General features: G+C 73.2%; 13 protein-coding genes. 8 read left to right on the plus strand and 5 right to left on the minus strand.

The features are described 5' to 3' along the window. Nucleotides 1-36: 36 nt before the first annotated feature. Nucleotides 37-912 carry a Bax inhibitor-1/YccA family protein gene (locus HCN08_RS23080; RefSeq protein WP_167985111.1) on the plus strand — a complete coding sequence of 292 codons (876 nt, stop codon included), beginning with the start codon at nt 37-39 and terminating at the stop codon, nt 910-912. A 105-nt stretch (nt 913-1017) separates the two neighbouring features. Here the strand turns inward: HCN08_RS23080 and HCN08_RS23085 are convergent, their stop codons facing one another. Then, a complete protein-coding gene (locus HCN08_RS23085; RefSeq protein ID WP_167985112.1) occupies nt 1018-1251 on the minus strand; it encodes a DUF4287 domain-containing protein in 234 nt (77 codons plus the stop codon). A gap of 121 nt (nt 1252-1372) precedes the next feature. Here HCN08_RS23085 and HCN08_RS23090 point away from each other — a divergent pair, with 121 nt between their 5' ends. Then, nucleotides 1373-1693, plus strand: coding sequence for a hypothetical protein (locus tag HCN08_RS23090; protein ID WP_167985113.1), 321 nt, complete (start codon nt 1373-1375; stop codon nt 1691-1693). An 89-nt stretch (nt 1694-1782) separates the two neighbouring features. Here the strand turns inward: HCN08_RS23090 and HCN08_RS23095 are convergent, their stop codons facing one another. The 3 genes from HCN08_RS23095 to HCN08_RS23105 form a co-directional block, all read right to left on the minus strand. Continuing rightward, nucleotides 1783-2610: a serine/threonine-protein kinase gene (locus HCN08_RS23095; protein ID WP_167985114.1), complete on the minus strand. Its 828-nt coding sequence runs from the start codon at nt 2608-2610 to the stop codon at nt 1783-1785. Between the two features lie 267 nt (nt 2611-2877). Then, the gene (locus tag HCN08_RS23100; protein WP_167985115.1) at nt 2878-4098 is read right to left on the minus strand and encodes an acetyl-CoA C-acetyltransferase; all 1221 of its coding nucleotides are present in this window, start codon (nt 4096-4098) and stop codon (nt 2878-2880) included. Between the two features lie 229 nt (nt 4099-4327). Next, the gene (locus tag HCN08_RS23105; protein WP_206319123.1) at nt 4328-5386 is read right to left on the minus strand and encodes an SGNH/GDSL hydrolase family protein; all 1059 of its coding nucleotides are present in this window, start codon (nt 5384-5386) and stop codon (nt 4328-4330) included. A 163-nt stretch (nt 5387-5549) separates the two neighbouring features. Between HCN08_RS23105 and HCN08_RS23110 the strand changes: the two genes are divergently transcribed. Beyond that, nucleotides 5550-6938 (plus strand): cystathionine beta-synthase, encoded by a 1389-nt coding sequence (locus HCN08_RS23110; RefSeq protein ID WP_167985116.1) that lies wholly within the window; start codon nt 5550-5552, stop codon nt 6936-6938. Nucleotides 6939-7313: 375 nt separating this feature from the next. Here the strand turns inward: HCN08_RS23110 and HCN08_RS23115 are convergent, their stop codons facing one another. Then, nucleotides 7314-7724, minus strand: coding sequence for a hypothetical protein (locus HCN08_RS23115; RefSeq protein WP_167985117.1), 411 nt, complete (start codon nt 7722-7724; stop codon nt 7314-7316). An 88-nt stretch (nt 7725-7812) separates the two neighbouring features. Between HCN08_RS23115 and HCN08_RS23120 the strand changes: the two genes are divergently transcribed. The 5 genes from HCN08_RS23120 to HCN08_RS23140 all read left to right on the plus strand — a co-directional run bounded on the left by HCN08_RS23120 (nt 7813) and on the right by HCN08_RS23140 (nt 14028). Next, on the plus strand, nt 7813-9216 hold the full coding sequence (locus tag HCN08_RS23120) for an AMP-binding protein (RefSeq protein WP_167985118.1): 1404 nt from the start codon (nt 7813-7815) through the stop codon (nt 9214-9216). A 221-nt stretch (nt 9217-9437) separates the two neighbouring features. Then, complete coding sequence (locus HCN08_RS23125; protein ID WP_167985119.1) at nt 9438-11690, plus strand: MMPL family transporter; 2253 nt, start codon at nt 9438-9440, stop codon at nt 11688-11690. A gap of 135 nt (nt 11691-11825) precedes the next feature. Then, nucleotides 11826-12335, plus strand: coding sequence for a hypothetical protein (locus tag HCN08_RS23130; protein ID WP_167985120.1), 510 nt, complete (start codon nt 11826-11828; stop codon nt 12333-12335). Nucleotides 12336-12434: 99 nt separating this feature from the next. Further along, on the plus strand, nt 12435-13319 hold the full coding sequence (locus tag HCN08_RS23135; protein WP_167985121.1) for a MurR/RpiR family transcriptional regulator: 885 nt from the start codon (nt 12435-12437) through the stop codon (nt 13317-13319). Between the two features lie 169 nt (nt 13320-13488). Further along, nucleotides 13489-14028, plus strand: a complete 540-nt coding sequence (locus tag HCN08_RS23140) for a hypothetical protein (RefSeq protein ID WP_167985122.1) — start codon at nt 13489-13491, stop codon at nt 14026-14028. Nucleotides 14029-14036: the final 8 nt, after the last annotated feature.

The following is a 14036-nucleotide window of genomic DNA, read 5'->3' on the forward strand; positions in this document are numbered from 1 at the left end:
GACGCAGAGCCGCGCACGCGGCCTTGGAGGAGTGACATGAGGAGCAGCAACCCGGTCTTCTCCCGGCGGGGGTTCACCCGCGGGAACGACTACGCCGGCTTCGAGACGGCCGGCGCGCGTGGCGGGACCCCGTACGGCGGCGCCGGCGGCAACCCCTACGCGCAGGCGCCGCGCAATCCGTACGACGACCCGCGGTCCCGCTCCGACCAGCAACTGGAGGAGATGTACGCGGCGCCGGCCGCGAGTCCCGCGCAGACCGGCCGGATGACGATCGACGACGTCGTGACGCGCACCGGCATCACGCTCACCACCGTGGCCGTCGGCGCGGTCCTGGGCTGGGTCGCACTGCCCGACAACTACGGCCTGGCAGTGGGCGCGGCGCTGATCGCGTTCGTGCTGGCCATGGTGCAGGCGTTCAAGCGCACCCCCGTACCCGCGCTGATCCTCGGCTACGCCGCCTTCGAGGGCGTCTTCCTCGGGGTGCTCAGCCGGATCTACAACGAGGCGTGGCAGGGCGCCCCGGTGCAGGCGGTGCTGGGCACGATGGCGGTCTTCGCCGGCATGCTCGTCGCCTACCGGGCGCGCATCATCCGGGTGACGGCCCGCTACCAGCGCATCGGCATGGCCGTCGCGATCGGCTTCGTGCTGGCGATGGTGGTCAACCTGCTCTTCGCCGCCTTCGGCGGCTCCGACACCCTGGGCCTGCGCACCGGCGCCCTCGGCATCGTCTTCTGCCTGCTGGGCATCGGGCTCGGCGCGTTCTTCCTCTCCCTGGACTTCAAGCGGGTCGAGGACGGCATCCGGGGCGGGGCCCCGCGCCAGGAGTCGTGGCTGGCCGCCTTCGGGCTGACGCTGTCGCTGGTGTGGATCTACCTGGAGCTGCTGCGGCTGATCGCGATCCTGCGCGACTGACGCGACTGAGCGACTGCCGCGGCTGACGCGCCTTATGCGCCGACGGGCTGCCCGGAAGCACCGCTTCCCGGCAGCCCGTCGGCGTCGTGCGGGGCGGTGCGGTGGTCAGAGCAGATTGCGCGCGGCCCGGCGCAGGTCGTACTCGTGGGCGATGGCCTTGGCGTGGCCATAGGAGAGGTCGTGCTCGCTGCGCAGCCAGCTGACCTTCTCGTCGAAGCGGAAGAATGCGGGGCCGTCGGCGAGGGCGCTCATCCATTCGCTGACCTCGCGGCCGGTGCAGTGCGGGATGCGGTCGAGCAGTTGCCGGTGGGTTTCCTCGGAGAAGTGCGTAGCGGACATCGGCGCCTCCGGTATGTGGTCCGGTCACCCCACCGTGCCCCAGTGGTGGTGCGTTGGCAACCATCGCGAGGCTCCGGATACGGGTGCGATGCCGACTCCGGTACCCCGGTAGGGTCGGGACATGGCCGAGCGCACCGAAAAGGACGAACTGAGCGCGGCGGTGGAGCGCCTGGCCGGGCGGCTGCGGTCGCTGTCGCAGCGCAGGCTCCAGGCGGGTGCGGCGGCCACCGGGCTCGAACTGGCCCGCTGGCTGGACCGCGAGGCCCAACTGCGGGAATTCCCGGGGCGTGAGCCCCATGTCATGCCGGACGAGGGCGTCTTCGTGGTCGGCGACCAACTCTCCCTGGCCGGGCGGGAAGTGGTCGCCGCGGCGGCCGAGGACCGCGGGCTGCTGGCCGAGGCGCGGCAGCGGGTGGCGGAGGCGGCCCGCGCGGTCGGCTGAACCATGGGCCGAGCCTTCGGGCTGCGCGGCGGGGCGTGCCCGGCGGGGCGCCCGGGCTCAGGCGCTCGGCGGCTCGGCGGCTCGCCGGCTCAGAGGGAGGCGACGACCCGGTCGGCCAGCACGTACACGCTCTCCTCGCCGAAGGCGAAGGTCAGCGCGTACGCCCCGGCTATCGCGGAGCCGCCGCGCAGGACGGGTACGTCACCGCGGTCCAGCGCGTCCGACAGCCGCAGCGCGGTTTCGCGGTGGCCCGGCGTCATGCACAGCGTCGTGCCGTCGGCGAAGACGTAGACGTCCAGGGTGCCCAGCGGACCGGGCCGGACGTCGGAGAGCGGGATACGGCCGTCGGCGAGGTCGGCGAGCCGGTCGGCGGTCTGGTCCGGCGAGGCCACGACCGGCGAGGGTGCGAAGTCCGGGCCGGACGGGTGCGGGATGGTGCCGGGCGCGGGCAGCGCCGCCTCGGGCGCCTCGGCGGCCTCGGTCTCCCGCCCCTCCCGGCCGGCCTCGACACCCGCGTCCAGGCCGTCGTACGCGGCGTCCAGGCCCGCGAAGTCGGCCTGCCGGGGCAGGAAGGGCAGCACGGGCGGCACCTCGTAGTCGCCGCCCGCGGGCGGGCCGTCGGCGGCGCCGTACAGGCCGCGCAGCAGAGGGCTGTCACCGGCGGTCTCGCGGGCCTCCTGCTCGGCCCAGAAGGCACGGGCCTCGGCCAGTTCCCGCTCGCGCTCGTCGGCCAGGGCGCCGGCCACGGCGGCCCGCAGCTCGGACGCGTCGCGCTGGCCCGGGAGGCGCAGTCCCGCCAGGTCCTCGCGCAGCGCGGCCAGTTCGCGCCGCACACCGCGGGCGGAGGCGAAGGCGGCGGAACCGGCCACCACGGCGAAACCTGCGGCGACCAGCAGGACGGTGAAGTTGGCACTCACTGACGTTCTCCCGACTGACGCGACCCGAGCATTGCCCACGAGAGCAGTGGACGAAACTTTCCCCTCACATCACTGTGCCGGTAAACCCCTGGCCCCCGCAGTACGGAAAGTCATGACTTGGGTGGGTACGGAAGTCTGCCGGGAATACGCGAGGGCGCCCTGACCTGGGTAAATGCAGAGCCCCCGGGAGAAAACCACATCCCGGGGGCAATGTGGTTGCGACATACGTCACAACCGCGCGTCAGGAAACCGGCCGGCGCCGGGGCGTCACGAGAGCCGTTCGAGCACCATGGCCATGCCCTGGCCGCCGCCCACGCACATGGTCTCCAGGCCGAACTGCTTGTCGTGGAACTGCAGGCTGTTGATGAGCGTGCCGGTGATGCGCGCGCCGGTCATCCCGAAGGGGTGGCCCACCGCGATGGCGCCGCCGTTCACGTTCAGCCGGTCCAGGTCGATGCCGAGGTCGCGGTAGGACGGGATGACCTGCGCGGCGAAGGCCTCGTTGATCTCGACCAGGTCGATGTCGCCGATCGCCATCCCGGCCCGCCGCAGCGCCTGCCGCGAGGCCTCCACCGGGCCGTAGCCCATGATCTCGGGGGACAGGCCGGAGACCCCGGTGGACACGACCCGGGCCAGCGGTGTGACGCCGAGCTCGCGCGCCTTGGTGTCGGACATGACCACCAGTGCGGCGGCACCGTCGTTGAGCGGGCAGCAGTTCCCGGCGGTCACCGTGCCGTCGGGCCTGAAGACCGGCTTGAGCGCCTCGACGCCCTCCAGGGTCACTCCCGGCCGCGGGCCGTCGTCCGCGGCCACCACGGTGCCGTCAGGCAGCGTCACGGGGGTGATCTCGCGCTCCCAGAAGCCGTTCTTGAGCGCCTGCTCGGCCAGGTTCTGCGACCGCACGCCGAACTCGTCCTGCTCGCGCCGCGTCACGCCCTTGAGCGCCGCCAGGTTCTCGGCCGTCTGCCCCATCGCGATGTACGCGTCCGGCACCTGGCCGTCCTCGCGCGGGTCGTGCCAGTCCGCGCCGCTGGTCTCGGCCCGCGCGGCGGTGCGCGCGACGGCCTCGTCGAAGAACGGGTTCGCCGTGTCCGGCAGGGTGTCGGAGTTGCCCTTGACGAAGCGGGAGACCATCTCCACGCCGGCCGAGATGAACACGTCGCCCTCGCCGGCCCTGATCGCGTGCAGCGCCATCCGGGTGGTCTGCAGCGACGAGGAGCAGTAGCGGGTGATGGTGCAGCCCGGCAGGTGGTCCATGCCCATCCGCACCGCGACGACCCGGCCCAGGTTGAAGCCCTGCTCGCCGCCGGGCAGGCCGCAGCCCAGCATGAGGTCGTCGATGTCGCGCGGGTCGAGCTGCGGGATCTTGTCCAGCGCGGTCCTGATGACCGTGGCGGCCAGGTCGTCGGGGCGCAGGTCCTTCAGCGACCCCTTGAAGGCGCGTCCGATGGGGGAACGGGCGGCAGAGACGATGACGGCTTCGGGCATCGCGGCACTCCTCGGCGGGCTGCTGGCTGCTGGCTGCTGGCGGCTGGTCTGCGGACGGCGGGCGGGCCCGGCCGGCGGGTTGCGGCGGCGGGACCCGCTGGAAAGTTACCTGCGCGTAGCGCGGTGCGTCACGCGGCGGGCGCTGTGATGCGGGCTACTTTCTGAGCGCTTGCTTACCCTCCGATGGTACGCCCGTACCCCGCCACGGCCGCCGGTACACCGGCCGCCGCTACGCCGTCCGGTGCGCGGCGCTCTCCTCCTCGCCGGCCCCGCCCGGGGCGACCGCCGCGCCCTCCCCGTCGTCCAGGGGCCGCCGCCTGCGCCGCTTGATGAGCGCCCAGCGGCCCCGCGGGCCCGTGGCGGTGTCCCGGGCCGCGGTGACCTCGGTACCGCCCTCGGCTGCCGCCTCCGCGGCGGCCTGCGCCACCGGCAGGAAGCCCTCGCCGCGGCGCGCGTCGGGCCGCTCGTCGGCCAGCGGCCACAGGCCCAGCGCCGCGCACAGCGTCGGCAGCACCGCCATCGCGGCCGTCGCGTAGCCCTCCGCCGACGGGTGGTAGTTGTCCGGGCCGAACAGCTCGCGCGGACGCGCCTCGAACTCCGGGCCCAGCAGATCGCCCAGCGACACCGTGCGCCCGCCCGCCTCCACCACGGCGATGGTCTGCGCCGCCGCCAGCTGCCGGCTCATCCGGCGGGCCAGCCAGCGCAGCGGCTGGTAGACCGGCTCGACCGACCCCAGGTCGGGACAGGTGCCCACGACCACCTCCACGCCCGCCGCGCGCAGCCGCCGTACCGCGTCCGACAGCAGCCGTACCGAGGTCGCCGGCGGCATGCGGTGGGTGACGTCGTTGGCGCCGATCATGATCACCGCGACGTCCGGCGGCGGCGCCACGGGGTCCAGCACCAGCTCCACCTGGCGCGGCAGGTCGTCGGACTGCGCCCCCGGCTGTGCCACGTTGACCAGCTGCACCGGCCGCTCCGCGACCGCCGCCAGGCCCGAGGCGAGCAGCGCCCCCGGGGTCTCCCTGGCCCGGTGCACTCCCTGGCCGGCGGCCGTGGAGTCACCGAGGAAGACCAGCCGCAGCGGCGGCTCGCCCGCCAGGCGCGCGAACGCCGAGCCGTACCGGCCGTCGGCCCGCGGCGGCACGTCTCCCGAGCCGCCGACCACGCGCTTGGCCAGCCGTACCTCCGTCAGCACCAGACCGACCGCCGCCCCGCCCAGCAGGCTGATCCCGCCCCCGCCGAACGCCGCCGCGGTCGCGATCCGCCGTGCCACCCTCGCCCTCGACATCGAGCCGGCTCACCTCCTGTCCACTCGTCGGTACATTCTCGTCGTGCCCCACGCGGCGCCTCCGGCAACGTCGGCGGTGCCCGCGACGTCCGTGTTTCACCCTCCCGAGGGCCCCGCACCCTAGGCTGGCCCCCACCACCACGGAGAACCCGGAGACACTACGGTGCAGTTTCACGACTCGATGATCAGCCTCGTCGGCAACACCCCGCTGGTGAGGCTCGGCAGCGTGACCGAGGGCATCAGGGCTACCGTCCTGGCCAAGGTCGAGTACTTCAACCCCGGCGGCTCGGTCAAGGACCGTATCGCCCTGCGCATGATCGAGGCCGCCGAGCGCAGCGGCGAACTCAAGCCCGGCGGCACGATCGTGGAGCCCACCTCCGGCAACACCGGCGTGGGCCTGGCCCTGGTCGCCCAGCGCAAGGGCTACCGCTGCATCTTCGTGTGCCCCGACAAGGTGTCCACCGACAAGATCAATGTACTGCGGGCGTACGGCGCCGAGGTCGTCGTGTGCCCGACGGCCGTCGACCCCGAGCACCCCGACTCGTACTACAACGTGTCCGACCGCCTGGTGCGCGAGACGCCCAACGCCTGGAAGCCGGACCAGTACAGCAACCCCAACAACCCGCTGTCCCATTACGAGTCCACCGGGCCGGAGCTGTGGAAGCAGACCGACGGGCGGATCACCCACTTCGTGGCCGGCGTCGGCACCGGCGGCACCATTTCCGGCACCGGGCGCTACCTCAAGGAGGTCAGCGACGGCCGGGTGCAGGTGGTCGGCGCGGACCCGGAGGGCTCGGTCTACAGCGGCGGCTCCGGGCGGCCGTACCTGGTGGAGGGTGTCGGCGAGGACTTCTGGCCCGAGGCGTACGACCGGGGTGTCGCCGACGAGATCGTGGCCGTCTCCGACAAGGACTCCTTCCAGATGACCCGGCGGCTGGCCCGCGAGGAGGGCCTGCTGGTCGGCGGGTCGTGCGGGATGGCGGTCGTGGCGGCGCTGAAGGTCGCCGAGCGGCTCGGCCCGGACGACGTGGTCGTGGTGCTGCTGCCCGACAGCGGGCGTGGCTACATGTCGAAGATCTTCAGCGACGAGTGGATGAGCTCGCACGGCTTCCTCGACGAGGGGGAGGGCGAGGCGCGCGTCGCGGACGTCCTCGCGCACAAGGAGGGCGACCTGCCGCAACTGGTGCACATGCACCCCGACGAGACGGTCGGCCAGGCCATCGACGTGCTGCGCGAGTACGGCGTGTCGCAGATGCCCGTCGTCAAGCCCGGCGCCGGGCACCCGGACGTGATGGCCGCCGAGGTCGTGGGCTCGGTCGTGGAGCGCGACCTGCTGCACGCGCTGTTCACCAAGAAGGCCACGCTGGAGGACCCGCTCGACAAGCACATGTGCCCGCCGCTGCCGCAGGTCGGCTCCGGTGAGCCGGTCGCCGACCTGATGACGGTGCTGGAGGCGGCGGACGCCGCGATCGTGCTGGTCGAGGGCAAGCCGACCGGCGTCGTCAGCCGGCAGGACCTGCTGGCCTTCCTCGCCGCCCACGGCGGCGCCTGAGCCACCCGGGGCCCGGGTGGGGCCCGGCGGCGGGGATTCGCGGAACTGGTACACCCGCGACACGTCCGCGCAGCACGGGCTTAACACGCGTCCGGCAGATTGGGGGATGTCGAAAGGGCGGGCGGTACGCCGGCCCGGACGGCACCACACGGCGCCAAGGACTTCCGGAGCGGCTCCCGGACTCCATGGTGACCCGGACGCGCAAGGCCCGGCCCTGACCCGGCTCGCGTCCCTCGCGGGGACCGCCGTCGTCCCGCCCTCCGGACTCGCTCCGGGGGTGCGGCGGTCCCCGCGACATCCGTGTGCCCATTGCCCAGGCTCGGCAATGGGCCACGGCGCGGCAATATGCCGCGCCCCGCGCACCCTTCCCGCCGCCTAGTCCATGTCGTTGCGGGTCGTCTTCGTCCAGGCGTGGCTCAGCCCCTGGGCCAGGTTGACGCCGACTATGCCCGCCCAGGTGATGAACAGGCCCGCGGTGCCGGCGTTCACCGCGCCGATGGCCGACAGCGGGATCGCGACGATCAGCGAGAAGCCGGCGAAGCCGTAGCGGGCGAAGCGCGCGCTGGGCTGCGGCGGCCCGATCGGGTGGCGGTCGGCGCGGGCGGACGACGTCTGCTGCTGTGCGAGTTCGCGGCGCACCCGCTGCTCGACGCGGCTGTCGACGCGCTCCGACACCTTCTCGATGAACGAGTCGATCAGTTCGGACTCGTACTCCGCCCCCAGGTCCTTGCGGGCCTGCACAGTGGCGGACAGTTCCTTGGTCAGTTCCGGGTCGCGGGCGTCCATGGGCCCACGGTATGCGGGCCCGCGCGTGGGCCACACTGGGGTTAGCCCCCGGATCGGCCGGGGGCACGCCGTCCCCGAGGAGACCCGCATGGCCGACGCACCGCTGCTGACCGCCCTTCAGGGCGGCCCGGACCGGGCGGACGCGCTGACCGTCGACGGGCGCAGCAGCAGCTACGAGGACCTGCTCGGTGCCGCCGGGGCGGTCGCCCGCAAGGTCGCGGGCGCGCCGGCCTTCGCGGTACGGGCGACGGCCTCGCTGGAGACGGTCGCCGCGGTCGTCGGCGGGCTGCTCGCCGGGGTGCCGGTCGTGCCGCTCGCGCCGGACGCGGGGCCGGCCGAGAGCGAGCACATCCTGCGCGACTCCGGCGCCGAGGTCGTCACGGTGGACTTCGCCGAGCGCGCCGACTTCACCCCGGCCGCCCCTACCCCTGCTCCCGCCTCTGCCCCTGCCTCCGCCTCCGCGGACGCGGACCGGGACGCGGACCCCTCGCCGTACCGGAACGCCGCGCTCGTCCTCTACACGTCGGGGACGACCGGGCCGCCCAAGGGCGTGCTGGTGCCGCGGGAGGCGATCGCGGCGGATCTGGACGCACTGGCGCAGGCGTGGCAATGGACGGCGGAGGACACCCTGGTGCACGGGCTGCCCCTGTTCCATGTGCACGGGCTGGTGCTGGGGGTGCTGGGCGCGCTGCGCACCGGCAGCCGGCTGGTGCACACCGGGCGGCCGACCCCGCAGGCGTACGCGGCGGCCGGCGGCAGCCTCTACTTCGGGGTGCCCACCGTGTGGCACCGCGTGGCGCGCGACGAGGCCGCGGCCCGGGCGCTGTCCGGCGCGCGGCTGCTGGTGTCGGGCAGCGCGCCGCTGCCCACGCCGGTCTTCCGCGACCTGCACGCGCTGACCGGTCACGAGCCGGTGGAGCGCTACGGCATGACGGAGACGCTCATCACGATCAGCGCGCGGGCCGCCGGCGGGCGCCGCCCCGGCGCGGTCGGCACCCCGCTGCCCGGGATCGTCACCCGGATCGCCGAGTCCGCCGACGGCATCGGCGAGCTCCAGATGCAGGGCCCCACGCTCTTCGCCGGCTACCTCGGCCGGCCCGAGGCGACCGCGGCCTCGTACACCGAGGACGGCTGGTTCCGCACCGGCGACATCGCGGCGGTGGACGAGGACGGCACCCACCGGATCGTCGGCCGCGCCTCCACCGACCTCATCAAGTCCGGCGGCTACCGCATCGGCGCCGGCGAGGTCGAGAACGCGCTGCTGGACCACCCCCGCGTCCGGGAGGCCGCCGTCGTCGGGGCGCCGCACGCGGACCTGGGGCAGGAAGTCGTGGCGTACGTCGTCGCCGACGGGGTAACCGCCGCGGAGTTGACGGATTTCGTGGCCGCGCGCCTGTCGGTGCACAAGCGCCCGCGGACCGTCCGCTTCCTCGCGGAGCTGCCGCGCAACGCGATGGGCAAGCCGCAAAAGCGGTTGCTGCCCCCGCTCTGACCAGGGTAGAGGTGGGACGGAGGTGACCGGAGCGGCGTGCTCCCCCGAAGGGTGGCGCGTTCCACCCCGGGCTTGCCCCTAGCCGGGCGGCAAGTAAGCTCATCATCCAGACAACGATGCCCGTACCCACCGGGTGGCCGCCCCGGCCGCCCGGGTCGCCGATACCCCGGTTCCGCTCCGAAGGGTGGCGGTGATACGTCCTGCCATGGAGGCAGCACCGCATGTTCCACCGCATCGGACGCACAGTCGTCCGCCATCCCGTATGGACGATCGTCGCGTGGCTGATCGCGGCCGTCGCGATCATCGCGACGGCCCCGAGCCTGCCGTCCAACAGCGACGAGAGCAGCTTCCTGCCCAGCAGCTACGAGTCCATCAAGGCCATGGACCTGCAGGAGAAGGCATTTCCCCAGGCCTTCACCCCGGCTGCCATCGTGCTCTACCAGCGCGAGGACGGCGGCAAGCTGACCTCGGCGGACAAGAGCGACATCGACCGCATCACCAAGGGCCTGGGCGACAAGAAGATCGACCAGGTCCAGAAGGTCGTGGCCGGCTCGCCGTCCAAGGACGGCAAGTTCGAGACCGCCTACGTCCAGATGGACAAGAAGTCGCAGGGCCAGCCGAAGCAGGCCGACGCCGCCAAGGCGCTGCGTGACGACTCCACGTCGCTGGCCAAGGGCACGTCGCTCAAGGTCCAGGTCGGCGGCCAGGCCGCGCAGAACCTCGACCAGCAGGACGCCGGCAAGACCTCGGACGCGGTCGCGCTGATCGGCTCGTTCCTGATCATCATCATCACGCTGTCGATCATCTTCCGGTCCGTGCTGGTGTCGATCCTGCCGCTCGCGCTGCTGCTCGGCGTGGTCTTCACGACCTCCAACTCGCTGATCGCGTACGCCACCAAGATCTTCGGACTGCAGGCCAACAGCTCGATCTCGGCCCTGCTGATCGTGGTGGTGCTGGGAGTCGGCACCGACTACTTCCTCTTCCTGATGTTCCGCTACCGAGAACGGCTGCGGGCGGGGGACGAACCCAAGCAGGCGATGATCAACAGCGTCACCCGGGTGGGAGAAGCCATCGCCTCCGCGGCGGGCGCGGTCATCATCGCCTTCTGCGCGCTGGCGCTGTCGACCCTCGGCTTCCTCACCCAGCTCGGCCCGGCGCTGGCGATCCTCGTCGCGGTCACCCTGATCGCCGGCCTCACGCTCTTCCCGGCGGTCTGCTCGCTGATCCCGCCGCGCTGGCTGTTCGCGCCGGGCAAGAAGTGGCGGCAGGAGCCCTCGGGCACCCGCTTCGCCGCGATCGGCCGGGTGGTCGGCCGCAGGTCCGGCATGGTCGCGCTGGTCTCCGGCCTGGTGATGGTGCTGCTGGCGCTCGGCACGCTCGGCTACAAGGCGTCCTACGACCTGGCCTCCGGCTCGATCCCGAAGACCAAGGAGTCGATGGTCGTCCAGGACACCCTGACCAAGGCCTACTCCGCCGGCGCCGCCGAGCCGACCAACGTCTACCTCAACAGCACCGACGGCAAGCCGCTGCCGACCGCCGACTTCACCGCGTACGCGGACAAGCTGCGCGGCGCCGACGGGGTCGCGGACGTCACCTTCGACCAGAAGACCGACCTCAACAAGCCCGGCACCACCGCGAACTTCACGGTGACGCTGAAGTACGAGGCGGCCAGTGACCAGGCCATCAGCGCGGTGAGCGACATCCGTACGGTCGCCCACGACAACGCGCCGGCCGGGACGGAGGCGTTCGTCGGCGGCACGTCGTCGGTCTTCAAGGACATCAACGCGGCCGTCAACCACGACTACCGCACGGTCTTCCCGGTGGCCGCGGTGCTGATCATGGTCATCCTGGGCCTGCTGCTGCGCAGCGTGGTCGCGCCCTGGTACCTGATCGCCTCGGTGGGCCTCGGCTTCGGTGCGACCCTGGGCACGACGGTGCTGCTGTTCGGCCGGGGCGACGGCCTGATCTTCCTGCTGCCGATCATCATGTACCTGTTCGTCGTCGCCATCGGCACGGACTACAACATCCTGATGATCGCCCGGCTGCGGGAAGAGGCCCAGGAGGGCCGCAACCCCCGGGAGGCCGCCGCCGAGGCGCTCAAGCACGCCGGTCCCACGGTCGGCGCGGCCGGCCTGATCCTCGCGGCGACCTTCGGGACGCTCATGCTCTCCGGGAACTCCTTCCTCACCCAGATGGGCTTCGCGGTCGCCTTCGGCATCGTGATGGCCGCCTTCGTGATGGCGATGTTCTTCACGCCGAGCCTCACGGCGCTGATCGGTCACGCCGCGTGGTGGCCGGGGCATGCCGACCGGAGCACGAAGCAGGAGCTGCCGGGCTCCGGGCCGCTGGGCGGACCGGGTGCTTCCGGTGGTCCGGGCGGTCCGGGTGGTTCCGGGAGCCCCGACGGGCCGGGCGGTGCCGGCGGTCCCGGTGGCTCGCGCGATCCGGAGCTGGACGCCACCCGGCAGCGCTGAGCTGGGGTTTCCTCGCAGAAACCGAGTTATCCACAGGGCCGGACACGTGTCGATCACGTGTCCGGCCCTTTCGGTTACGCTGAGACAGCAGTCGGTGATCGGCGAGGAGGCCGACGGGGGAAGCGGGGGATCGAGATGAGTGACGCGATGGATCTCGCCTCGGGCGGGAGCGCCGCGGAAGGACCGGCGGGTCGCGCGGAGGCAGGGGCGCCGCCCCCGCCGGGGCGGCAGTGGCGGCGGCGGGTGCTGGGCGTGCCCGCGCTGGTGCTGCTCGGCGTGCTGCTGCTGATAGGGGCGGGCCTGGTGGACGACCACCAGGGCAAGCGCGCCGAGGAGCTGTGCCACCGGTTGCCGGTGCCGTGGCAGCAGTTCGCGCTGGCCTACGCCTCGCTGCTGTGCGGGCTCGCGGCCCTGGCGGTGTGCGCGCTGCTCTTCACGGCCGCCCGCCGCGCGGGGACACGCGGCGCCGACACGTGGCAGGGCAGCCTCGCGCTCGTCATATCCGTGCCCGGCCTGCTCGCGGTGCTCTTCGAGGCGACGGCGGTGTACGGCACGCATGCCGCGTCCGCCGAGCCGTACTGGCGCTGTGCGAGCGCCGGCTCGCTGCCGGGTGCCGCCGGGCTCGCCGCCGCCCTGCTGGGCTGAGGGTGCCGGGGGCGCGGCTCTTGCCCGCGGTGCATACGGTCATGCAGAGTCGGGGGCGAGTGAATAGGAGCCGGTGGACGGGGTCTGGGATGGACGGCGATGAGTAGCGCGGCCGGAGCCGAGAGCGGGTCCGCGGGGCCGGGCGACAGCGCCGCCGGCGGGTTGCTGAAGCTCTTCGAGGCGCACCGGCTGACACCCACCCAGCGGCGGATCGCGCACTGCCTGGTGCGGCGGGCGGCGGACGCGCCGTTCCTGTCCAGCGTGGAGGTGGCCGAACTGGCGGGCGTGAGCCAGCCGTCGGTGACCAGGTTCGCGGTGGCGCTCGGCTTCGACGGCTATCCGGCGCTGCGCCGGTATCTGCGGGAGGTGCCGGCGCCGGCCGCGCCGGAGGCGCCGGGTGGGAAGCCGGGGGGAAACGAGTACCAGCAGGCGGTGCAGGCCGAGATCGAGAACCTCAAGCACCTCGCGGCGGCGCTCGCCGATCCCGGGCCGGTCGTACGGGCCGGGGCGCTGCTCGCCCGGTCGCGTCCGCTGCCGGTGCTGGGGCTGCGGGCGGCGGGGGCGCAGGCCCGCGGGTTCGCGTACTTCGCCGCCAAGGTGCATCCGGACGTGCGGCTGCTGGACGAGGGCGGCACGATGCTGGCCGACCGTATCGACGCGGCGGTACGGGCGGGGGCGAGCGCGCTGCTGTGCTTCGCGCTGCCCCGGCATCCGCGGGAGGTCGTCGAGGCGCTGGCCCGTGCGCGGGGGGCCGGGCTGACGGTGGTGACCGTGGCGGACAGCGCGTTCGCGCCGGTCGCCGCGCACAGCGACCTGCTGCTGCCGGCCGCGGTCGGCACGGGGCTGGCCTTCGACACCGCGTGCGGGCCGATGCTGCTCGGCCGGGCGCTGCTGGAGGCGATGTGCGACGAACTGCCGGACGCACAGGCGAGATTGGAGGAGTTCGACACGCAGGCAGCGGCGCGCGGGCTGTTCGTGGAGTGAGGTCCGGCGGCTTCCTGCCGGCGACCGCACCTATAAACGTACGTCTTAACGAAAATCTGAGAATTTGGAAGTAGCCTCCCGACACCTGTCAGGTGCCGCCGTGGACCGGCCACGGTGGGCGAACCGGTGGACGAACCGGCAAACGATTCGGCGGAGGAGGCGGCGCGACGTGGTGCGCGGGACCTACACATTGGCGCGTGTGGCGGTGACGGTACGGACGGCGGGGGTCTGGCTGTTCTGGCTGGGCGTCGTCGCCGCGGCGCCCGGGACGGCGGTGACGTTCAGCCCGACCGGGCGGCGGATCGGCGTGATGGCCGGTGCCGCGCTCTTCGTCGTCGCCGCGGTGGCCGTCTTCCTGATACGTGGCGGGCGGGCGGCGGCGCGGGCCCGGGCGGCGAGCCGGGCGGCCAAGGTGGTGTTCCTGCAGGACCGCAAGGTGACCGCGCGGGCCTGGTTGCGGCGGCGGCGCTGGTGGCTGGTGCTCGCGTTCGTGGTGGCGGCCGGCTCGTCGGCCGGGCTGCCGTGCGCGGGCGGGATGCTGCTGGCCGGAGCGGGTGCCGGGCTGTTCGCCCGGGCGCTGCGGATCGGCCGGATCGAGCGGGGGCAGGACGCGCTGCTGTGGGTGCGCCCGGACGGCGACCCGGCGGCGTACCAGCTCACCGGTATCGCCGCGGGTGACGCGGTGCCCGGCGGCGGGCGCCGGCGCTGAGGGAGCGT

It is taken from the genome of Actinacidiphila epipremni, assembly GCF_012034175.1.
GTDB classification, from domain to species: domain Bacteria; phylum Actinomycetota; class Actinomycetes; order Streptomycetales; family Streptomycetaceae; genus Actinacidiphila; species Actinacidiphila epipremni.